Below are 22,994 nucleotides of genomic sequence, written 5' to 3' on the forward strand. Positions count from 1 at the left end.
AGTTTTATTAGTAATACTTAGGCTAGATTTCTGCCCGCATTTACAATGCCGTAAACTGTACGCACAACTAATTTAGAATAGATGTTGTTAAGCTCTTCGTCGCTGCTGTTGTTTAAAAGATTCAAGGCATAGTGCTGAATCATCACTAAAGGCAAAACAATTTTCTCGCGAATGGCGATCGATTTTTTTTCGATCGGATATGCCTGCATCAGTGTATTTGTATTCGTTAATTGGAGCAGCAATTTTTTAGTTAGCTCAAACTCATTATACAGCATTGTCCAAAACTGTCCAAAATGTTCGTCCTCTTTTAAGTGAGCCGTAACGCGGAAATCGGACTTAGACATAGACATCATACAATTGTCTATCATTGTTTTAAAGAACCCCGACCGCTCATACAATTCAACAATTTCATCCCAATGCCCCTCTCCTTTCATCTTTTCTAAAGCACTACCTAAGCCATAAAACCCGGGGATGTTTTGTTTTAATTGGCTCCAGGAAGTTACAAAACTTATAGCACGCAGGTCTTCAAGTTTTAGCGGAGCATCGCTGTTTCGTTTTGTTGGCCGGCTGCTGATATTCACCGCAGACAACAGTTTTAGCGGACTTAGTTTTTCCAGGTATTCTGTAAACAACGGGTGCTTGCGCAGCGATAAAAATTTCTCGTGGCTCACATCCGCCATCGAGCTGATCAAATCTTTATGCCTGTTGTCGAGCAAGTCTTTATGGTTTTCGTTTAATGCCGATACGATGCCAGCGTTAAACAATTGTTCAATGTTGAACCGTGCGGTATCTATAGATCCGTATTGTGAACTTACGGTCTGCCCCTGGATGGTTAACTGAATGTGGTTGTTGGCGATCTCTTTACCCATGGAAGCATAAAACCGGTGTGTTTTACCGCCACCACGGGCGGGTGGTCCCCCTCTCCCATCAAAAAATGCAAGATCGATATCATACTTTCTGGCAATCGCGGTCAACTCAACCTTTGCCTTATAAATAGACCAATTTGCCATCAAATAGCCCCCATCTTTGGTGCTGTCAGAAAAGCCGAGCATGATCGCTTGTTTGTTGCCTCGAAGTGCCAGGTGCTTTTTGTAAAATGGATGGTTGTAAAGCGTCTCCATAACCTGTGCCGCCACCTTTAAGTCGGCAACGGTTTCGAATAACGGCATGAAATCAATAGTAAGTTCTTCAGTTTTCCATCCACTGAATAAATACAGGTTCATTAACTGCAAAATATCCGACGCTTGCTGGCAATTGCTTATTATAAAACGATTACAGGCTTTTTCGCCGTTTTGCTGCTGAATATTTTTGACCAGTCGAATGGTATCAAGGGTATCCTTCACCATTTCATCAGCGTCGTCCGGGCAAATAAAATCAGCCTCCGTGAAACTCATCGATTTGATTTTTTGCTCTTCCTCCAGATCCGTGTATCCGTTAGGTATAGGAATGTGTAATTGCCCAGTGATGTAAGCATAAACTTTTCGCAGAATGCGGCTATCCTGGCGAATATCCAGTGTGGCGAAGTAACATCCGAAAAGCTTTATTTTTGCAGAAAGGTCATCTACGATATCTGTAAAAAGCGCATAGTTTTCTTTTACTAAAACATCACGAACGCTGCTTAACAATTGTAGCATTTCGTCTTTCTCGTCTATCGGTTTTTCAACCGGATTAAATGCGTTTTGATAGAGAATATTTTCCAGGCGCTGCATAGCTTCTTCTACACCCTTAAAAGTTATGCGACGTTTCGCAACCCTAAAATCGCGGTAATAACACCGGAAAATGATCTGACGTAATAAAGCGGATACAGTACGCGTTGCATCAGTTCTTACGTTAGGGTTGCCATCGCGGTCGCCGCCGGGCCAAAAGCCCATTTCGAGTAACTGATCGGCTATATCGGCCGTGTCAAAAACCTCGTTTAAACGCTGTTGTGTAGCTGGCATGGCGTAATAGAAAATATTTTCTAAAAACCATATCAGACTAACAGCCTCATCTACAGGTGTCGGCGACTTTTGATTGAAAAACGGCGTCTTGCCCAGTTGTTGCAACAACTGGTTGATCGTGTTGATATCGTTTGTTTTAAGCGCTTCTGTAAGGTCTGTAATGATGCCTAATACCCGGCTTGGATAAAACTGAGTAGGATGCGCAGTTAGCACCAACCGCAATGAGAAATCCTTAAGCTTTTCTTTAACTAACGCCCGCTTCTCTTCATTGTTACCTATCTGTTGAATAAGGTTTTGCAGCGTGCCGCTGTCTTCAAACCTGGTAACTTTATTAAAGGACGAATCCTCAATGGCATCAAATAATACTACCTGCCTTTCAATATACTGCAAAAACCTGAACAGGCGATTTAACTGCTCGCGGTGATCGATCTTAGGAGCATACTGCTGAAAGAAAGATTCGATAATTTCCGTAGGCTCTTGCCTTGCCGCTGCTCCTTTTTCGCAATGCGCGCTAAAGAACGGCAGCAGGTTGCCGGTATCCTTTACCTGGTAGAAAGGAAGCGTAAGGAACAAACTGTTATAAAGTTCGAAACGGGTAACCACTTCCTGGTTAAAAACACCTTCGCGATGGGTTAAGTCTTGGGTAGATGACATAGTAAATATTATTGCGATACCAGCAAAACGCAGCCTGTCACAGCATGTTTGGCCATGAGGTAAATATAGAGATATCGTTAATAATTGGTATTGGTTGCGCCGCTTTTGCAATTATCATATATGCCCCAAAACATTTATTGTAATTTTGCGCTGATACATTTTTATGGACACCCATTCGCGCGAAATCAGGAGTTTCTTTTACAGCCAATACTTCTCAGACGGCTTGCGTATATCTATTGGTGTCTTGGTCCCGTCGTTTATATTAGCGCAGTTTGGCGAACTGCAGCTTGGCTTAACGCTTTCTTTAGGCGCTGTATGTATTTGTGGTGTCGACTCGCCCGGCCCGACCCGGTACAAGCGAAACGCCATGCTGGTATGTAATGCCTTAATGTTTGTTGTGGCAATGATTACAGGCTATGCCCGGTTGACCATCTACACGCTTGGGGTAGAGATAGCTTTGTTCTCCTTTTTGTTCTCCATGTTCACGGTTTACGGTACCAGGGCTACGTCTGTGGGTACGGCAGTACTGCTGGTGATGGTGTTCATGATCGGCAAAGCACTTGAAGCCAATGAAATATTACGTTACAGCATTGTTTTAACCTGCGGCGGAATTTGGTACATGGTGCTTAGCATGGTATTTTTCTCTATCAGACCATACCGTGCAGCGCAGCAGGCTTTGGCAGAAAACATCACAGATGTGGTTAGATTCCTGCGCATAAAGGCGGACTTCTACCTACCAGAGACAAATATTGAAAGCAATTATGCTAAACTTGTTTCGCAGCAGGTGAAGGTAAGCGAACACCAGGATCAGATTCGCGAATTGCTTTTTAAAAGCCGTGCCCTGGTGCGCGAATCTACCAACGCGAGCCGTATATTGATATTGACTTTCGTCGACCTCGTTGATATGTTTGAACAGATCCTTGCCACACATTACGACTACAATGAGATGCGTGAACGTTTTAGGGATACAAGCATCTTGCCGGACATAGCCAACCTGTTACAACAAATGGCAAATGAGTTAGACAACATTGGCTACGCTATATTAGCTAACTCGAGATACAAAATTGTTCGCGACTTTAGCCCAGATCTGGAAAAGCTAAAACAGCATATCGATAAAATAGCGGCAGAAAATAACACCAGTAACCTGGTGCTTAAAAAAGTGCTTATTAACCTCCGCGACCTAAGCCAAAAGATCACTGACATTCACAAGTATTACAATTCAAAATCTTCGGAAGGTTTGATCAAAAAAACCAATGATGTTGAGTTAGTAAAATTTGTAAATCACCAGGATTTCGCGCCTCATATTTTGTTTGACAACCTAACGTTTACATCAGCCGCTTTCAAACATGCATTACGCGTGTGTTTGGTCTGTGTAGCCGGTTTTGTAGCGACCAGAAGCAACGGGTTATTAGAGTTGGTAAATTTCATCACAGGCAAAAGAGTTGTTTTCGGCAACCATAGTTATTGGGTGTTACTAACTATCATTGTGATTTTGAAACCAGGCTTCAGCTTGTCTAAGCAGCGAAATATTCAAAGAGTGCTGGGCACACTCGCAGGCGGGTTAATCGGTGTTGTCATTTTAGCTTTCGTGACGAATAAAACCATCGAGATTGTTTTGCTGGTGTTTTTTATGATGGGCTCTTATAGTTTTTTGCGTATAAATTATATAGTAAGCGTAATGTTCATGACACCGTACGTTCTTATTGTTTTTAGGTTTTTGGGTACAGCAGGTCATTACGATGTTGCCAAGGAACGTATTATTGATACCATATTCGGCTCGATATTGTCAATTATTGCCAGTTACACCCTTTTTCCGTCCTGGGAGTCGCAGCAGCTGCGCGAAAGCTTGCATAAAGTGCTCGATGCCAATATTAGGTATCTTCTGACCATCGCCGATGATCTTTTAGGCAAACCTGTTACAGTGACAGATTTCAAGCTTGCCCGTAAAGATGTATTTGTTAACTCGGCCAACCTTTCCGCAACCTTCGAGCGGATGGTGTCAGAGCCAAAGAGCAAACAGTCTAAGGCTAAAGACCTGCATAAATTTGTTGTTTTAAATCATATCTTGTCATCTTATTTGTCCACCATAGCTGCCAGTCTAAATGGTAAGAAGGTGCAGCATCTTCGTGCGGATAACTTTAAATTGATGCGCCGAAGTATTGCTGTGCTGAACGATAACAGCAAAAAATTAGGTGGTAAAAGTATGGACCTGGTGGTTGACAAACTTGATTTGGGTAATACTTTGGATACCACAGATCCCGACCAGCAATTGCTTAAAGAGCAGCTCAACTTTGTTAATAAGATCAGCGTAGATATTGGCAGGATCACCGACAATTTGATTTTACAATAGTTCTGTCGCCAGGTTCGCCAGTTCGCTTCGCTCGCCTTTCTGCAAAGTGATATGCGCATACAACGGATGATCTTTTGCACGGTCTATCAGGTAAGACAAGCCGTTGCTCTCTGCATCAAGGTAAGGCGTGTCTATCTGGTATATATCGCCTGTAAATACAAACTTGCTGTTCTCCCCTGCTCTTGAAATGATAGTTTTTACCTCATGAGGGGTTAGGTTTTGCGCTTCATCAACAATAAAAAATATTTTAGTTAGTGTTCGACCGCGTATGAAGGCCAGTGGTGCGATGGATATTTTGTCGGTTGTGACCAATTCATCTATCTTTTGCTGCATTTTAGTATCATCGGCAAATTGCTCACGGATAAATTTCAGATTATCCCAAATTGGCGCCATATAAGGGTCGACCTTGCTTTTTACATCACCGGGCAGAAAACCAATGTCTTTATTACTAAGCGGCACGATAGGCCTGGTCACGTACACTTGGCGGTACGTTTTCCGCTGCTCAAGGGCCGAGGCTAGTGCGATGAGTGTTTTACCCGTACCGGCGTTTCCTTGGATGGTTACCAACTTTATATCGGGGTCTAAAAGCGCATGGATTGCAAATGCCTGTTCGGGGTTCTTTGGCACGATGTTAAATGCGCTCTGATCAACAACGTGCTCAATAACGTCTTTATCACTGTTGTAAAAACCCAGCGCAGTTTTATTTTTACTGTTGAGTGTATAAAACCTGTTGCCCGGCGGCGGTACAAGCCCCAGATCTTCTGGCGAAGCAAGCCTGTTTTTGAGAAATTGGTTGATAATTTTCTCGGTCAGCTTGTCTGCCGATGTTTTACCGCTATATAGCTCGTCAAGATTTTTAACCTTACCGGTCTCATAATCTTCGGCGTTGATATTTAAAGATTTAGCTTTTAAGCGAAGACAAATATCTTTAGATACCAAGATAACTTTACAATCTGCGCATTCTTGCTTTAGACCTAGGGCCGCATTTAAAATACGGTGGTCTATTTTGCCCTGGCCAAAGATCTTTTCAGCGTTAATAGTTGGCGATGGGTTGTCCATCACGACCCGGAAATTACCTTTATTAGTTCCCGGCAAAGGAACCCAATCGTTTAAGGTTTGATTTGCGGCCATTTCATCCATTAGCCGGATAAAACTGCGTGCCTCAAAATTGCGGGTATCATTCCCGCTTTTCATGTTGTCCAATTCTTCTAATACCTGCACAGGGATAGCAACATCATGTTCCTGGAAATTGCGGAAGGCATCGTGGTCATACAATATTACCGAAGTATCCAGAACAAATATTTTCTTAGCTCCGCCGTTGCGGCTCTTTTCTTTAGACATGGTGCTAAATTAAAATATTTTGACGGGTGAAAGAACTGACGCACAATTTGTGGTATAAATTTTAAGAGAGTTCTTAAAAGCAAAACGGAGGCCAACTTCCTTTCAGATGTTGCCTCCGTTTCTAACTCCTCGCCGGCCGTAGCCGTTTTGAAGTACCAATAACGTTTTCTCGTATTTAACCGATCTGACTTCCTTTGCCGACTCGCAGCATTTACTCGTCAAGACCATTGCCTATGTCTCATTTTCCCCCATAGGGTGTTATAAAACAGCAATACCCCTTTTAAATTAACCACGGTAATTATACACTGGCGTTTCCGTTGATTCCTGAAAGCGGTATTCATCTGCCGGTACATTCACATGCCCATCTCAGCTTGTTCAGCTATACATCCTCAAACTTCCACTCTTATGGTTCCTGTTCACACACTCACCAATTTAGTGCTTGATTTTTCCTTAGTCATTTAGAGACTTCCCTTGATCTTTAGCTTGCCCGAAGGGTCGCCCGATTCAATTTCCGTATCTCAAGGCTGTCAAAGTACGTCGTTCTTGATGTTTGCAATATGGAGTTTATATCAACACGTGTCAAGTGAAAATTTAAAATAATTGTAAAGTATTTATTAAAACACTGTAAATGAGCGAGATTATTTTTGCGGTAGTATTTTACTGCATTTTGGTGGAGAATTTAGACAGCTTTCAGAAATTAACCTGTCGGCCCCGGCTGGGCACTGTATGCTGACGAAAGTTAGTAAGACAAATGTTCGTTTGGGTTGGTGCGCCCGCTAGATTTGCCTTTGATAAAAATTGAATATGAACATATGGAAAAGCAAAACGGAGACACCTTCTTTTCAGACGATGCCTCCGTTTTTAACTCTGCGCCCAACCATAGCCGGGTTCAAAGTATCTGAACCGCTTGATAGTATTTTTAACCGGCCTGCTCTCATTAAACGCCTAAACGTAAATATTAGCCCGACCACCGCTGTATACACCATTCTCCTAAAAGTATTGCGTAAAGCAGTACCCCTGGTAAATTTGCCTGCACCATTTTTAAAGCCGACGTGATTATCGTTTTCTAAGTGATCTTTAACTCACCGGTCTTTCGCTTGCGCTAAGTGTCGGGTATTGTTCAGTGTTGACCTCGAAGTGATCTCACTCTTATAATTTACGCTTGCGCGTTCATTAATTTGGCGATCTAATTTCTGCAGTAACTTAGGGACTTCCCTTGATCTTTAGCTTGCCCGAAGGTTCGCCCGATTCAATTTCCGTATCCCGGGGCTGTTCAAAGTACGTCGTTTCCGATATTTCTAAGGTAGGTGCGTCAATGCCTTTCTGCAAGAAAATAAAACAGAAGTTATAAACCAGAAATCCACAATAATTGCCACTTTATTAACATTTACTTACACCTTGATAAACAAGAAGTTATGAATTGTAACAGTTTTTTATTAATGCAATATTAACATATAGTTTATCAACATTTTATGTAAAATACCTTGATTTTCTTATTAAAAGTAATCTTGAAAAACGAATGCTTATCAAATTTTTTCGGTGAGATGCCGCCAATATCTTTTAGGTACGTGGCGTAAATGGAGCTTGGTATTTTTACGCGCCGGAATATTCACGCTGTTAAAATAATTCTTCCACAGATCCTGATATAGCACTTCATTTTCATTAAAGGCTGCGATCGCATTACCCGGATCAAGCGTGGCGAAGTCAAGAGAAATATATTGTGTATCGTGGATGTCATAGTATACTCCATAGCTGCGCCTTATATCATAAATGATCCATTTTTGATCGGCATACCTGTCTCTAAAATGCTTAACCAATAGCGGCAAAACATTAAAATCGGGCTCTATGGTAGCGTAATACGTATTATCTTTAAGTTCTTTAAACCTGATGAAGGCTTCCATACGATGTCGCTCGCGCCGTACACTTCTAACAATTTCAGACACCCGCATCACATATTTATTGCCGTAGTCTTCTTCTACATTTTGCGACGAGTCGAACACATAACGGATGTACCCTAACAAATTATCGTCCTCGCCATCCATCTCTGCTAAATGGGCGGCATATAACCTTTGCAATCCCATTGCAGAAAGCTTCTGCTTCAAACCTTTTAACACACGGTCAGCACGGGTATTTTCAGTTACTACCTTAATTGTATTTTCGAATAACGCGGTATTGAGCCACTCCCCTTTTTTAATGCGCACCAGATCAAGCCGGTGTTCATAAATTTCAAAAACGGCTGTTAACAGGCCTTCAAAGGTGCCATCGTATATCAGGGTGGTTATCAAAATAGACCTAATTGAACAGAACTATTCTTTAAGTATTTACTGCTCGATTCTGCCAGGATATATTGCTTAATGGCCGTTGCGGTAAGATCCCGCCTCTCAAACTTAGAACTGTGACAGGTGATGAAGTATCGTGCGCGGTTTATGGCAATGCCAATTTTTTTGAGCTGGTCCCAATTTAATTTGCCAAAGCGACGTGCGCTAACAATCTTTTCTGCAGACTGAACACCTATACCTGGTACGCGTAAAATCACTTGCAAATCAGCCTTGTTAATATCTATCGGAAAAACATTAAGATTTCTCAAGGCCCACCCAAGTTTTGGATCGATATCTAAATCTAATAAAGGATTATTAGCGTTAACTATCTCATTTACATTAAATTGATAATTACGCATTAGCCAATCTGCCTGATACAACCGGTTTTCGCGTACCATAGGTACATCAGAATTTAATGCGGGCAAGCGGTTGTCTTTTATTACCGGAACATAGCCTGAATAATAAACCCGGCGTAATTTAAACCCGCGATAAAACTGATCGGCCATAGAAAGTATTTGCTGATCTGTCTCAGGTGTGGCGCCGATAATAACTTGTGTGCTTTGCCCCGCGGGAGCAAAAATCGGTGCTTTTTTAAAAAGCTTTTTTTCTTCTGACCTTAGAATGATCTCATTCTTTAAAAAGCCCATTGGCTTAATCATGTCCTGGCGGTCTTTATCGGGCGCCAGTAATTTCAAACCTTCGGCCGTAGGCATTTCTAAATTAATACTTAAACGGTCGGCATATAGCCCGGCCTCGCGCATTAGTTCATCACTTGCTCCCGGTATACTTTTTAAATGAATATAACCATTAAAATTGTGCTCAGTACGCAGCTTTTTGGCTACCTGCACCAAACGTTCCATCGTATAATCGGCATCTTTAAAAATACCCGAGCTAAGGAATAAGCCTTCAATGTAATTTCGGCGATAAAAACTTATAGTAAGATCAACTACCTCCTGAACGGTGAATGCAGCACGTTTTATATCATTGCTTTTTCGCGAAACGCAATAAGCACAATCGTAAATACAAACATTGGTAAGAAGTATCTTTAATAACGAAACACATCGCCCATCTTCTGTATAGGTATGGCAAATGCCATTACTGGCGTTCCCCAAACCCTTATCCTTATTTTTACGCTTGCTCCCGCTCGAAGAACATGATACATCATATTTAGCCGCATCGGCTAATATGTTTAGTTTCTCGGTAATCCGTTCTGCATTCATCAAATCAAAAATACTAAAATATTTAGTATTAAGAATGATGAAATAAATTATTTTTTCAGTAAAAAATTTAGCGGCTGAAAGTATTACGCAACAATCGTTTCTTCTTCAATTACCGGAATTTGCTGCGGCCTGCCATTTTTGAATGCCTTTCGTGGGGTTAAGCCAAGTAGCTCAAACATCGCCATATCTGTATCGAAAGATGGGTTTGGTGTAGTTAAAAGTTTTTCGCCTGCGAATATCGAGTTGGCGCCTGCCATAAAGCATAACGCCTGTTCAACGGTAGACATTTCTGTGCGGCCTGCCGATAAGCGCACAACGGTTTTAGGCATAATAATGCGGGCTGTAGCTATCATGCGTACCATGTCCCAAACAGAAACACGCGGCTGATCTGCCAACGGCGTACCTTGTACCGGCACCAACGCGTTTACCGGAACAGACTCCGGATGTTGGGGCATGTTCGCCAGCGTTTTAAGCATGGCAATGCGGTCTTCTTCCCTTTCGCCAAGTCCTATAATACCACCACTACAAACGCTGATCTTAGCTTTACGCACGTTTTTAATAGTGTCTAAACGGTCGTCATAAGTACGGGTGGTGATGATACGTTTGTAATCATCTTCAGAGGTATCAAGGTTATGATTGTAAGCATACAAACCTGCATCAGCAAGGCGCTGAGCCTGGTTTTCTGTTAGCATACCCAGTGTACAGCAAACTTCCATGCCTAAGCCATTAACAGCGGTAACCATTTCCAGCACTTTATCAAAGTCGCGGTTATCGCGCACTTCGCGCCATGCAGCGCCCATACACAAACGCGAAGCGCCGCCTGCCTTCGCCTTCTCGGCAGCAGCGATCACTTCTTCTTTAGGCAAAATGGCATGTACGTTAACACCTGTATTATAACGCGCTGCCTGCGGGCAATAAGCGCAATCCTCCGGGCAGCCGCCTGTTTTTACGGAGATAAGTGAACTGATCTGTACTTCAGAATAATCCTTGTTTTCGCGGTGAATGGTTGCCGCCTGATAAATAAGGTCAAGTAATGGGGTATAATATATTTCAGAAATTTCTTCTTTGGTCCAGTCGTGTCGTATTTGAATCATATTATTCAAATATAGGCGAATTTGATGATTTTAACCTACTCAATTCATCAATACATGCTTTCAAAAACTTTATCATTAAAGGTAATTGATCATCTTCTAATGCAATAATTTTATTTAAACTCCAATAATTACTGAATGCGATATTTTTCCCCCACGAATCTTCCTGCCATTTTAACGGATCGAGGTTTTTCCTAAAAAAACTAGTGATATAATCTTTTTCATTCATCTTAAATGGAATCCAAATCCTTACACCCAGTTGCACAGGTTCATCATTCCACCAATAATAACCCAAGTCGATATTAAATTTATGTGGTGTTCCAATGCTTTTATAGGTATAATAAGCTCCATCACCCAAACGGGTACTTCTTGATGAATCTTTCGAAAAAACACCCAGCCTTGCTGAAAAATAATCTCTCACAGAATCAATAACCTCATCCATTTTTGAAATTACATTCGAGATATTTTCCAAGCTTACTATGTCTAAATTTTCAAAATTATTATCCATTGCAATTCTATTTTCTAATAAAAATTCGTCAAATAAATTTGTTATAATATTATTTTCGTCCCGATCAATCAAATTACTAATATCCCACCATTTTATATTTTGAAAATTAATTTTTTCGCTAAAAATTTCTTTTTGTTCATAAAATTTAGTGAGGTAGATTAAAATTTTTCTTTTTTCAGATTGCTCTAGAATATTTACATATCTAGGTAACTGATTAATGCCTTCAGTGGACTCTACTTTATTCTCAATAAGTATAATAAAAGTTTCAGTATTAATTTCAATATCCGGTCTTCCAAATTTGGGGTAAGACTGCTGAGTTGAAATATTATCTATTAACTCATCACAGCCAATAAAATCCATAAAAGATTTCTGAAAAATAACGTCATCCATTAAACAATGCGCAAATAGTTCGGTAGAGAAGTTTTCTAAATCACCTTTATTTTCCCTTTGACGATAACTATATAATTTTGTAAAAAGCGAATCCATCTATAATAAAAGTGAAGATGCAAGCCACAAAGGCAATAAAAAGCCAATGCAATCTGTAAATGTGGTGATGATGATCGATGATGCCACAGCCGGGTCTATTCCTACCCGCTTTAAAACCAACGGAATAGTTGCGCCGGTTAATCCTGCTACAATGAGATTGCCGGTCATGGCTAAAAATAGAACCAACCCTAATAAAGGGTTGGCATCATACCAAAGTGCAACCACTAAAACAATTATTCCATTGGCGGCGCCGTTAATTAAGCCGACCGTAAATTCCTTCAGCACTGTACGATATGCCTGCGCGTCTGTCAGATCGTTAAGCGAAATACGCCGTACAGTTACGGCGAGCGCCTGCGTGGCTGCGTTGCCGCCCATGCCTGCAATAATGGTCATATAAGCTGCAATGATGGGAAGCTTTGCTTCTAAACCCGCAAAATGCCTGATAACCGACGCAGCAAGAAAAGCGGTACCCAGATTTATAACCAACCACGGCAAACGGCTTTTGACCGCGTCTTTCCAATTACCGCTTAGTTCTTCGTCTTCGGATACACCGGATATTTTCAAGATGTCCTCGGTGCTTTCGGCTTCCAATACATCAATGATATCGTCAACCGTAATACGCCCTAACAATTTCAAATAATCATTTACAACAGGAATACTTGTGAGGTTATACTGCGATATCAATTTTGCAACTTCTTCCTGATCGACATCCGCGCGCACAAAAACATAATCTGTCTTCATCAAATCGGCGACCATGGTTTCGGGTCGCGCTTTTATGATATCTTTTAGTGATACAATGCCCTGAAGGGTATCGTAATCATCTACAGCGTAGATGGTATAAAACTCTTCTATCTCCTCGGAAAGGCGGATCACCTCATCCAATGCGTCTTTCTTGTTTAAACTGACGTTGATCTTGATAACATCAGAATTCATCAAGCCGCCGGCGGTGTCCTCCTCGTAGGTTAAAAGTGTGCGAATGTTGGTCGCGTCCTCCTGGTCCAGATCTTCCAACACCTCCTGCTGCTCATGAACCTCTAATTGAGAAATGATATCAGTGGCATCATCATAATCCAGCTCTTCGATAATCTCCGAGCGTTTTTCCGGGTGAAGGTTAAAAAGTATCTGCTCCGGGTGATCTTCTTCGTCCATCTCAGAAATGATCTCCGAAGCCACATCAGCAGGCAATACGTTAATGATCTTTTGCCGCTGATCGGGGTTCAGCCGTTCGAACAAAATGGCGATCTCCGAAGCGTGATACTCTTCTAAAACTTTAAGAATTTCGGCATCATCACCATCAAGGGCGGTCCTTATTTTTAAAAGGTCGGCTTTATTGATCTCGAACGATTGCATACCTGCACAAAATAGGCATTCTAAAAACCTTATTCAACAAAAAAAGGGCAGATACCTCTGCCCTTTTTTATATAAGTAAGATTATCTAAGCCACTTTTTGCAGGCGATAAGATTGATCGTCAAGACTGATAGATAAATTATTTACACCTATCGATTCGATCTTGATCTTACGTTCGCCTAAGCGATCATAATTGTGGATCAATAAATATAAATCATCATTATTTTTCACTATCCTGAACGGCGAAACGATGCTCCCTGCGGGGCGGGTTTCTTTAAAGAATGAAATCTTAAGAAGGTGTTTAACGAAGTCAAATTCGAAACGTTTTTCGTCTTCAACGTAAATTCCGATAGGTAAAGAGGTCATGGTTTACAGGTTTTAGCCACTTATTAACCTTTGTCTATCCTAAAGGTTTTAACATTGCTAAAAATATTCGAATTTATCTTAGCGCTATTTGCTATAAAGGTACACCACCTTTAAGGAAGCATTATCAAGTCTTGACAACACTGCTTCTACTTTAAGTTTTGGAATACCGACGGTGAGGACGCATCTGTTATCGATGGACTTTTCTGTCACCCCAAGATCTTCATCTTTAATCAGTCTCATCACCTCGTTCAAATTGGCGTAGTCAAATTCAACTTGGTAAAAATCACGGAATACTTCTTTAACCATTCGCGCATTGACTAAAGCATTTTGCGCAGCGGTTTTATAGGCAGCAACAAGTCCGGGGATGCCTAACAAAGTGCCCCCGAAGTAGCGCACAACAACTATCAATACATTATTTAGCTGTTTCGATAAGATGAGATTTAGAATAGGCCTGCCTGCAGAACCTGCGGGTTCGCCATCGTCATTTACGCGCCCGTTAGATTGCTCATTCACAAACTTGCAAGCCCAGCAATAATGTGATGCGCCGGGCTGCAACTCTTTGATCTTTGCTACCGCGGGTTTTATACCGGCTTCGCTGTCTAGTGGAATAACATAGGCGATAAACTTGCTGCCGCTAACATTGTAAACACCTTCGGCAGCGGCAGCTACGGTCTTGTAACTATCGTCGAATAACATTAAGACAACTGGCTATAAGTAATGATGATTACGGCGGCAATGGCTAGGCCAATACCTATGCGGTTTAACCAGCTGGTTTTCTCTTTGAAGATAATTGTTCCTATTAACGTACCAAGCGTAATTACACCAATGTTCATGGCAGAGAAAACTATGGAAGGGCTTTTTGAAAACGATTGGTGCGCTTTTACGTAAAACAAAATGTTTCCGAAGTTAGCGATGCCCAATATCCAACCAAAAACAATGTATCTGAACTGAAAGCGCGCTTTGCCCGAGATAATGAGATACAACAAACCAATGATAGATAGCGCGAAAGCAATTACATAAACAACAAAAAGTGAGGTGCCGAACGAGATAGTTTTGGTAAGCGCAACTTGCTTAAACAATATGTCTACCAAGCCAAAACCAAGAAAAACAATAAGCGGGTATATCCAGACAGAACCGCCTGTCCTGTTAGGTGTTTGCCGGCCTGGTTTACTTAATAGCAATAATACAGCGATAAAACCGACAGCTATGCCTGCAATTTTAACAGCTGACAGTTGTTCATTAAAATAAAAATATGCTGCCGCAATGGGAACTATCAATGATATCCGTTGTGCCGTGTCTGTGCGCATAATGCCGGTAACACGTACTGACGCTGCAACGGCGACGAATAATGTTGGTAGTAAAAACCCCAGGATACTGTACAAATAAACCGGCGCGCCATCAAGTTGCGAAAACTGTGGCTTTAAAAATAACCAGGTAAGTAATATCGCCGTAAAGTAGTTCCAGGTTATAGCCTGAAAGACGTCTATACTGTACCGGCGTGCCAGTTTAAATAGCACAGATACCGTAACACTAAAACAAATGGCTAATAAAATATAGATCATTTATTGTGATAAATTTTAAGCATGTCATTACCGACCATCGTATGTTCAAAAAGCTGCCCCCCAATTAGTGGTGCGAATACGCCATTCTGCAACATTGCGCTTCCTGTAAATACCCGTGCCTCATCCCATAAACCGGCTTCAATAAAACTATTTAAAGTTTGTGCGCCCCCTTCTATGATAACCGACTGGATGTCTTGCAGGTATAATTGAAACAGAATATATTGAGGAACAAACTTGTCGAAATCTTCTAACGCTATGTATTTTACTTTGCCCTCAATACCGGTTTTAACTTCGTTAAATATAATGGTTTCAACGCTTTGATCGTATATCGCGAAGGATTGATCTATTTCCAGGCTACGATCTATGACAATTCTTTTGGGATTATTGCCTGTCCAGTAACGTACATTCAATTTTGGATCATCTGCCAATACGGTGTTTTTGCCAACCAAAATGGCATTCTCTTCTGCACGCCATTTGTGAACCAGTGTTTTTGCTTCGGGTTTTGTTATCCAAAACTGTGAACCATCTGCCGGGGCAAAATACCCATTTGCAGTCAGCGCCCATTTTAGGATCACATAGGGACGCTGTTTTTGAACGCGGGTAAAAAAGCGCTTGTTCAAATCTTCGCATTCCTGCTCCAGTACACCTACTTGCACATCTACACCTGCTGCCATCAGTTTTTCTATGCCTTTGCCATTAACAGCGTCGAACGGATCGCGGCAGCCAATTACAACTTTCTGAATCTGATGCTTTATGATGAGATCGGCACAGGGAGGGGTTTTTCCGTAATGCGCGCATGGCTCAAGAGAAACGTAGATCGTCGACTGCTTTAATAATTGCTCAGCATCTGGATGTTTCGTCAACGCGTCATTTACAGCATTTACTTCGGCATGTGGCCCACCATATTTTTGATGATAGCCCTCGCCTATTATTTTGTCTTTATAAACGATAACAGCACCTACCATAGGGTTCGGGCTAACATAACCGGCACCTAATTGTGCTAATTCAATGCAGCGCTGCATGTACATGTTATGCCGATCCATTGCACAAATTTATATTTGTTGCATGAAAACCGTGCAGGAAGCCAGTAATACTTTAAGGCGGCAATTAAACAAGCACTATGATAGTGTTGAGGCAGAAGCCATTACTATGCTTGTATTAGGCGACGTTACCGGTTTCTCCAAAGCGAAGCTTAAAGCTTTCGGCGACGAGCTACTTACTAACGTCCAGGAAGGCCGCATGGAGGCTATATCTGTGCAACTTGAGATGGGTATGCCGCCCCAGTACGTGCTTGGCCATACTGAATTTTATGGGCTCGACTTTGATGTAAGCCCAGCCGTACTTATTCCCCGGCCGGAAACAGAGGAATTGGTAAGCTGGATCATTGAAACGGTCAAGCAACCAAATTTTAACATTTTAGACATCGGGACCGGCAACGGCTGTATCGCTATCAGTTTAAAACATGAATTAAAACAGGCAAACGTTTTGGCTATAGATGTTTCTGCTGATGCTCTTGAAATTGCCCGTGCAAACGCAGTTAAGAACAACGTCGATATAAATTTTATTGAAGCCGACATTTTACATGAGGGTGCGTTAAGTTTTGAAAATAAGTTTGATGTGATCGTCAGCAACCCACCGTATGTTACTGAAAGCGATAAACTGCAGATGCATACTAATGTGACCGATTTTGAGCCACATACCGCTTTGTTTGTACCGGAAGATGACCCTTTGCTCTTTTATAAAGCTATTGCCAGCTTCGCTTTACAAAACCTAAATAGCAATGGCTTACTTTTCTTCGAGATCAATGAAAGTTTTGCTCAACAAACCATTGATATGATGACGGGTAAAGGATTTAGAGACATTGAATTAAGACAGGACATCAGAGGGAAAGATCGGATGGTAAAAGCTAATAACCCTTTAACCCCTAAAGGGGGAGTTTGACCTATACACACCTCTACTCCCCCTTTAGCGGGCTAGGGGGCTTAACTCCTTGGATGATATTGCCTTATGGTACTTTTTAAATAATCGTTATCAAGGTGTGTATAGATCTCTGTGGTGGTGATGCTTTCGTGGCCAAGCATTTCCTGAACCGCTCGAAGGTCGGCGCCACCTTCGACCAAATGGGTAGCGAATGAATGACGGAAAGTATGCGGGCTGATCTTTTTCTTTAAGCCGATGGTTTCGGCCAACTGTTTTATCAGCATGAAAATATATACACGTGTAAGCCTGCTGCCTCGCCGGTTTAGAAATACGAAGTCTTCCTCCCCTTTTTTTATGGAGATATGCACCCGCACTTCGTTAAGCCAAATCTCCAGCGCCTTTGTTGCCGGTCTGCCAATGGGTACTAAACGCTCTTTACTGCCTTTTCCCAATACCTTAATGAACTCTATCTCAAGGTATAGATTAGATATGCGCAACTCCGTTAGTTCAGAAACGCGCAGACCACAGCTGTACAAGATCTCAAGAATTGCTTTATTGCGGGCGCCATCCGGTTTAGAAAGATCGATGGCGTTTATAAGGTTGTCGACGTCTGTTTTGCTAAGTACATCGGGCAATTTACGGCGGGTCTTCGGCGACTCTAAAAGCTCAGCTGGATTGATCTTTATTTCATCTTCCAGCAGCAGGTATTTATAAAACGATTTAACCCCGCTCAGTATCCTGGCTTGCGATGTTGGCAGCATACCCAGTTCGCTTATCCACGTCAAAAAGCGCCTGAGATCGGCAAGTTTAATTTTGTCAGGAGTTAGTATAACTTCTTCATTTACTGAAAATTGCTGTAACTTATCTAAATCACTGATGTAAGCGTTTATCGAATTGGCGGCCATGCCCCGCTCTAACTTTAAATAGCTTGTGAAACCCTTTATTGCCGTACCCCAATCCACCTGATTTTAATTACCGCTATTTAATAACTAAGTTTGAAATGATGAATATACACATTATCAACGGACCAAATTTAAACCTCCTTGGCGTGAGGGAAAAGTCTGTTTATGGCGAACAGGATTTCGACAGCTATCTCAATAGTTTGAAACAACAATTCCCGGAAGTCAACATCAGTTATTTCCAAAGCAACAAAGAAGGTGAGCTGATCGACAAGCTGCATGAGGTTGGATTTTCTGCTGATGGCATAATCATCAATGCCGGTGGCTATACCCATACCTCCATTGCCGTTGCGGATGCCATTGCGGGAATAAGCACACCCGTTGTTGAGGTACACATTTCAAATGTATACAAGCGCGAAGAGTTTCGTCACAAGTCTATGCTGGCTGCTAATTGCGTAGGCGTAATTGCCGGTTTTGGTTTAGAGTCTTACAAACTGGCTTTGCAGTATTTTAACAAGTAGATGCCGACAAACAAAACGGCTCGCTCGCTTGTAGAGACGTTTGTTGATGAAATATATTTACAGGCCGATACTTTTACTTTTCCTGTTAACGTGCTGTTTTAATAGCAGTTATGCGCAAGAGCGCCATTACAAGCGTAGCGTATCAGACTCGCTGCGTGCCAGTGTGGTCAAAAGAGATTCGTTAATCAGATCGCTCAAAAAATCCGACACGTCTTTAAATAGCTTATTGCAGAAGGTCGAGTATTACAGTAATTCCTTCAACCAGATAAGCGTTAGCATAAAACAAGGCTTTGATACTGTGCAGATAAGTCGGCAGTTGCCCCGATACGAAAAGCGCATAGGTGATATTAAAGTATTGGTAGACAAAGACAAATCTAATACGCTAAGATACTTGTATGCTATTCGTGATATTTTAACGCATGTAGAAGATCAACTGGATGACTGGCAGGATCAACTTGCTAAATACAACAGCAAATTGGTGCAAATGCGAAACGACCTCTCTGAAATTAAGAGAGATACTGTATTTAAGGTAGTGCCTATTGACACCAGCTTACAACGTTCGACCGACGCACCAATAAAGGCCATCTTATCTAAACATCGCAAACTCGACTCACTAAGCAAAAGCGCACTGCTTAAGGTAGGCTTATTACAAAACCGGGTCGCAGACATCTATATATCCATCCTAGATGAAAAAGATCAGATAAACGCGAAGATAAGGGACTTTAGCGTTAGGGCATTTTCAGATGAGTATGACTATATCTGGGCAATGAAAAATACGCCTGGTATTACGTTCTTTTCGGCGTTTGAAGATACTTTCAACATGAATTATAAGCTGCTTAAATATATGTTAAGCCGCGATACCCTTATACATTTAGTTGGTTTAATTATTTTGGTATCCTTCTTTACATGGATATTTTCAAACCGGCGAAAGATCTTCAGTAAACGAGATAATCCTAAACAAATACTTGATCAAACAGGTTATGTAGCCAGGCAGCCTTTTTTATGTGCGGTTATAGTAGCATTTATCATACAGCCATATTTTTATGATCACCCTCCGGCTGTTTTTCTGGAATGTGTATTGCTGGTTTCTGTTATAGCGGTTTTCTTCCTGGTTAGAAGAACGTCGCCACAACCCATGCGGTTGTTTCTACAGCATTTGCTTTGGATCACAGTTTTGTTCGGTATCAGCAATCTCTTTGTAGAAGTTTCCACTACAGACAGGTTAATTATCTTTGTATTATCATTGGCAAGCGTGTTTATAGCTTACCGGTTCCTAAAAACAATTACCGATGCAGAAGAATATCCTCCGTATACGCAATCGGTGTTAAAAATTTACATCGCGTTGCAAGCAATTGCCGCTCTTTGCAACATCACCGGCCGTTTTACGCTTGCTAAAATCATTGCGGTTACCACAACCTTCAATTTATGGCTTGGCTTAAGCCTGTTTCTTTTTGTGCAGATCCTTATGCAAAGTCTCTTTTTGCAGCTGGAGGCCAACAAGGGAGAAAGTGTAATTAGCTCTTACCTGGATTTTAAGGTGTTACAGCGCAGGTTCAGAAATGCGTTGAATACCATCGCCGCTATTTTATGGATCATAATGCTGGCGCAAAATTTAAGTGTGGAAGATGCGCTATATGATAGTATAGGTAGTTTTCTAACCAAGTCCAGAAAATTAGGCGGCACCTTATTTACTTTCGGCAGCATTATAATTTTCATCGCCGTAATATGGCTTGCATCGTTAGTGGCTCGTGTCATAAGTTATTTTTACGACTCTGCAGATCAGCGCCGCGAAAGTCAGGGCAAGAATAAAAAAGCAAAAACATCTATGCTGCTGGTCAGGCTAGCCATTTTTGCCGTGGGCTTTTTATTGGCGGTGGCTGCTTCGGGTGTTCCTTTAGATAAAATTACGATCATCATAAGCGCGTTTGGTGTTGGTATCGGCTTCGGGTTACAAAACATTGTCAATAACTTGGTATCAGGATTGATCATGGCTTTTGAGAAACCCGTACAAGTTGGCGATATAATAGAAGTTGCGAACAAATCAGGAACGATTAAAGAGATCGGTATCCGTTCAAGTAAAATTCTTACCGGTGATGGCGCTGAGGTGATTATCCCTAATGGCGACTTTATATCGCAACCGGTAATCAACTGGACACTTAGCAACACCAATCGCAGGGCAGAATTAGCTATTGGCGTTGCTTATGGAACAGATATAGCCAATGTTAAAAACCTGCTTCTAGCAATGCTGAAGAACCGTGAAGACATTATGAGTATACCCGAACCGGTGGTTTTTTTAAACAGCATGAGTGAAAGCAACCTTGATTTCAGGATATCTTTTTGGGCCGCTGACATTAACACATGGACACAACTGAAGAGCAATATCTTATCAGCCATTTATGAACTTTTTGCAAAGAATGATATTAAATTATCGGTTCCGCAACGGAACATTCATTTGCATACAGACGGCTTAGACGAAGCGTTGAAACGAGACGGCAATTTGACTGGGGATATAGTCGACACAACCACCTCACTGCCTATAAAAAATCCCGAGGATTGAGATCGTTAAAGTGCGTTCGTTTTTTCAAGAAAAAATCTTTCACAATACTCCGCTTATACAAACCTGAAAGGTTTGCCTCTTTATTAGCCGGGTGATGTACATGCCCACGTTCCTTTTTACCGGCGAACAATTTTCGTACAAAATTCTGATGCGCACGGCTAACAGCCCAGGCATCTTTGCGCTTTCCTTCATTCATGAAACGCGCGATCGCCAGCGTATCCATAAAAAAACGTAAAGTTATAACCGGTACAGATTTGTATGCCGGTAAGTTTTTTTTAAGCAGCAGCAGGTTGTTCCTAAAGTTAAGATAAGTTTTAAAGGGATTTTCCTTGTCCAGGGTACCCCCTCCTACGTGGTAAACCTCAGATTCGGCGCAGTACATAATTTTATAGCCTTGATTTTTCAACCGCCAGCACAGATCTATCTCTTCCATGTGAGCAAAGAATTGCTCGTCAAAACCACCGGTTTCTTCCCAGCATTTCTTTTTAATAAATAATGCCGCGCCCGATGCCCAGAAAATTTCGCCCGAGGTATTGTATTGGCCTTTGTCCTCCTCTACTTCGTAAAAGATCCGGCCGCGGCAAAATGGATAGCCAAATCTGTCTATAAAACCACCGGCGGCGCCTGCATGTTCAAAGGTATTTTGCTGACTAAAGGCTTTAATCTTTGGAGCAGCCGCGGCAATGCTATCATCGGCCTGCATCATATTGATGACTGGTTCTATCCATCCCGGTCTAACTTCAATATCAGAGTTTAGCAGAATAAAGTATTCGGCATCAACCTGTTTTAGCACACGGTTATACCCGCCTGTAAAGCCATAATTGTTGTTATTCTGAATTACCGTAACCTGTGGGAAATGTGACTTAAGAAACTCTACAGAGCCATCAGATGAGTTATTGTCGCCCACTATTACTTCAAGGTTAGGATAAGAAGAATCAACTACGCCTTGCAGAAAACGGCTTAAATATTTAAGGCCGTTCCAGTTCAATATCACAACGGCAACTTTAGGCTGGTTAGGCATTGGCAGGCTCGGGTTTAAATTTCCACCTGCGGTGCGACCACAACCAATATTGTGGTTCCCGTTTTATCATTTCTTCTAAATGGTGCACGTGCGTATTTGTGATCTCGTATTGAGCAGTTTGCTTAGGTTCGTTAAATAAAGGGACAAATGTACAAGAATAGTAACCTCTTTTTAATACCCTCACGTCAGCAAATACAACTGTAGAGTTAAATGTAGTAGCCAGTTTCTCAATACCTAGAAAAACCGCGGTCGGCTGGTTAAGAAATTGCGTAAAGTAATGTGCTTCTTCCTTTACAGGCGTCTGGTCAGAAACAAATACACTGATAGTAGGCTCGTTTTTCAGCGCAACTAACGTACGCAGGATACTTTTCATTGGCACCAGGGTAGCGCCAAAACGGCTCCGCATTCGTGTAAACACGCTTTCGGCTGCTTCATTGCTAATTGGTTTGTAAACAATTATGCGCTTGTGGTTTGTTATTTGCCCAAGCCGCAGTGCCCCTAATTCCCAGTTACCATAATGGCCGTTTACGCAAATAATGCTTTTGCCGGATGCTAAAGTTTCTTCTAAAAATGCCGTGTTGTAAAGATCGACACGTTTAGTTACTTCGGCTTGAGACATGGTCAATAGTTTTATTGTCTCCACCATCAGGTCGCATAGGTAACGGTAGTATTTTTTGCTGATTGTGTTTAGTTCGGCCTCCGTTTTCTCAGGAAATGAATTTTTAAGATTTTCGGCAACAACCTTGCGGCGATAGCCAATTAGATAATACGTAACGATGTATAATACATCTGACAATACATACAGTACAGCTAGCGGCAGCAGCGAAAGAAGGTATAAAAAGAAAACAACTAAGCTTGCCAGCGCTTTTTTAATCATTAATTTCGGCGAAAG

Annotated in this window: 18 protein-coding genes; 4 read left to right on the forward strand and 14 right to left on the reverse strand. The window is 41.6% G+C overall.

The window, feature by feature from the left end; genetic code table 11:
- Positions 1-17 precede the first annotated feature (17 nt).
- The gene (locus GO620_RS06530; RefSeq protein WP_157523675.1) at positions 18-2,594 is read right to left on the reverse strand and encodes a phosphoenolpyruvate carboxylase; all 2,577 of its coding nucleotides are present in this window, start codon (positions 2,592-2,594) and stop codon (positions 18-20) included.
- Positions 2,595-2,757: 163 nt separating this feature from the next.
- On the opposite strand from GO620_RS06530, the gene GO620_RS06535 reads away from it, so the two are divergent.
- Entirely contained in the window at positions 2,758-4,944 is a 2,187-nt protein-coding gene (locus GO620_RS06535) for an FUSC family membrane protein (RefSeq protein WP_157523676.1), read from the forward strand.
- Here the strand turns inward: GO620_RS06535 and GO620_RS06540 are convergent.
- The 10 genes from GO620_RS06540 to ribD form a co-directional block, all read right to left on the reverse strand.
- Positions 4,936-6,285, reverse strand: a complete 1,350-nt coding sequence (locus GO620_RS06540) for a PhoH family protein (protein WP_157523677.1) — start codon at positions 6,283-6,285, stop codon at positions 4,936-4,938. The two genes, GO620_RS06535 and GO620_RS06540, sit on opposite strands and share 9 nt — an antisense overlap.
- 1,526 nt (positions 6,286-7,811) lie before the next feature.
- On the reverse strand, positions 7,812-8,570 hold the full coding sequence (locus GO620_RS06545) for a TIGR03915 family putative DNA repair protein (RefSeq protein ID WP_157523678.1): 759 nt from the start codon (positions 8,568-8,570) through the stop codon (positions 7,812-7,814).
- Positions 8,567-9,823, reverse strand: a complete 1,257-nt coding sequence (locus GO620_RS06550; RefSeq protein ID WP_157523679.1) for a putative DNA modification/repair radical SAM protein — start codon at positions 9,821-9,823, stop codon at positions 8,567-8,569. Before GO620_RS06550 ends, GO620_RS06545 begins: the two co-directional genes overlap by 4 nt.
- An 83-nt stretch (positions 9,824-9,906) precedes the next feature.
- Positions 9,907-10,917, reverse strand: a complete 1,011-nt coding sequence (gene bioB, locus GO620_RS06555) for a biotin synthase BioB (RefSeq protein WP_157523680.1) — start codon at positions 10,915-10,917, stop codon at positions 9,907-9,909.
- 1 nt (position 10,918) lies between these two features.
- On the reverse strand, positions 10,919-11,908 hold the full coding sequence (locus tag GO620_RS06560) for a PD-(D/E)XK nuclease family protein (protein ID WP_157523681.1): 990 nt from the start codon (positions 11,906-11,908) through the stop codon (positions 10,919-10,921).
- Positions 11,909-13,258, reverse strand: a complete 1,350-nt coding sequence (gene mgtE, locus GO620_RS06565) for a magnesium transporter (RefSeq protein WP_157523682.1) — start codon at positions 13,256-13,258, stop codon at positions 11,909-11,911.
- A gap of 85 nt (positions 13,259-13,343) precedes the next feature.
- Complete coding sequence (locus GO620_RS06570; RefSeq protein ID WP_157523683.1) at positions 13,344-13,622, reverse strand: hypothetical protein; 279 nt, start codon at positions 13,620-13,622, stop codon at positions 13,344-13,346.
- An 84-nt stretch (positions 13,623-13,706) separates the two neighbouring features.
- On the reverse strand, positions 13,707-14,318 hold the full coding sequence (locus tag GO620_RS06575) for an IMPACT family protein (protein WP_157523684.1): 612 nt from the start codon (positions 14,316-14,318) through the stop codon (positions 13,707-13,709).
- A complete protein-coding gene (locus GO620_RS06580; protein WP_157523685.1) occupies positions 14,318-15,184 on the reverse strand; it encodes a DMT family transporter in 867 nt (288 codons plus the stop codon). The genes GO620_RS06575 and GO620_RS06580 overlap by 1 nt, the downstream gene beginning before the upstream one ends.
- On the reverse strand, positions 15,181-16,227 hold the full coding sequence (gene ribD, locus GO620_RS06585) for a bifunctional diaminohydroxyphosphoribosylaminopyrimidine deaminase/5-amino-6-(5-phosphoribosylamino)uracil reductase RibD (RefSeq protein WP_157523686.1): 1,047 nt from the start codon (positions 16,225-16,227) through the stop codon (positions 15,181-15,183). Before ribD ends, GO620_RS06580 begins: the two co-directional genes overlap by 4 nt.
- A 22-nt stretch (positions 16,228-16,249) precedes the next feature.
- Between ribD and prmC the strand changes: the two genes are divergently transcribed.
- Entirely contained in the window at positions 16,250-17,125 is an 876-nt protein-coding gene (gene prmC / locus GO620_RS06590; RefSeq protein WP_157523687.1) for a peptide chain release factor N(5)-glutamine methyltransferase, read from the forward strand.
- Between the two features lie 41 nt (positions 17,126-17,166).
- Here the strand turns inward: prmC and GO620_RS06595 are convergent, their stop codons facing one another.
- Positions 17,167-18,009, reverse strand: coding sequence for a site-specific tyrosine recombinase (locus GO620_RS06595; protein WP_157523688.1), 843 nt, complete (start codon positions 18,007-18,009; stop codon positions 17,167-17,169).
- A gap of 98 nt (positions 18,010-18,107) precedes the next feature.
- On the opposite strand from GO620_RS06595, the gene aroQ reads away from it, so the two are divergent.
- Together aroQ and GO620_RS06605 are read left to right on the forward strand one after the other, a co-directional pair.
- Positions 18,108-18,524: a type II 3-dehydroquinate dehydratase gene (aroQ, locus tag GO620_RS06600; protein ID WP_157524320.1), complete on the forward strand. Its 417-nt coding sequence runs from the start codon at positions 18,108-18,110 to the stop codon at positions 18,522-18,524.
- Positions 18,525-18,570: 46 nt separating this feature from the next.
- Entirely contained in the window at positions 18,571-21,081 is a 2,511-nt protein-coding gene (locus GO620_RS06605; RefSeq protein WP_157523689.1) for a mechanosensitive ion channel family protein, read from the forward strand.
- On the opposite strand, the gene GO620_RS06610 is transcribed toward GO620_RS06605, so the two are convergent.
- Both GO620_RS06610 and GO620_RS06615 read right to left on the reverse strand, forming a co-directional pair.
- Positions 21,059-22,102 (reverse strand): glycosyltransferase family 2 protein, encoded by a 1,044-nt coding sequence (locus tag GO620_RS06610; RefSeq protein WP_157523690.1) that lies wholly within the window; start codon positions 22,100-22,102, stop codon positions 21,059-21,061. The genes GO620_RS06605 and GO620_RS06610 overlap by 23 nt on opposite strands.
- Positions 22,095-22,979, reverse strand: coding sequence for a lysophospholipid acyltransferase family protein (locus GO620_RS06615; RefSeq protein WP_157523691.1), 885 nt, complete (start codon positions 22,977-22,979; stop codon positions 22,095-22,097). Before GO620_RS06615 ends, GO620_RS06610 begins: the two co-directional genes overlap by 8 nt.
- Between the last annotated feature and the right edge of the window lie 15 nt (positions 22,980-22,994).

Source organism: Mucilaginibacter ginkgonis (assembly GCF_009754905.2).
GTDB classification, from domain to species: Bacteria; Bacteroidota; Bacteroidia; order Sphingobacteriales; family Sphingobacteriaceae; genus Mucilaginibacter; species Mucilaginibacter ginkgonis.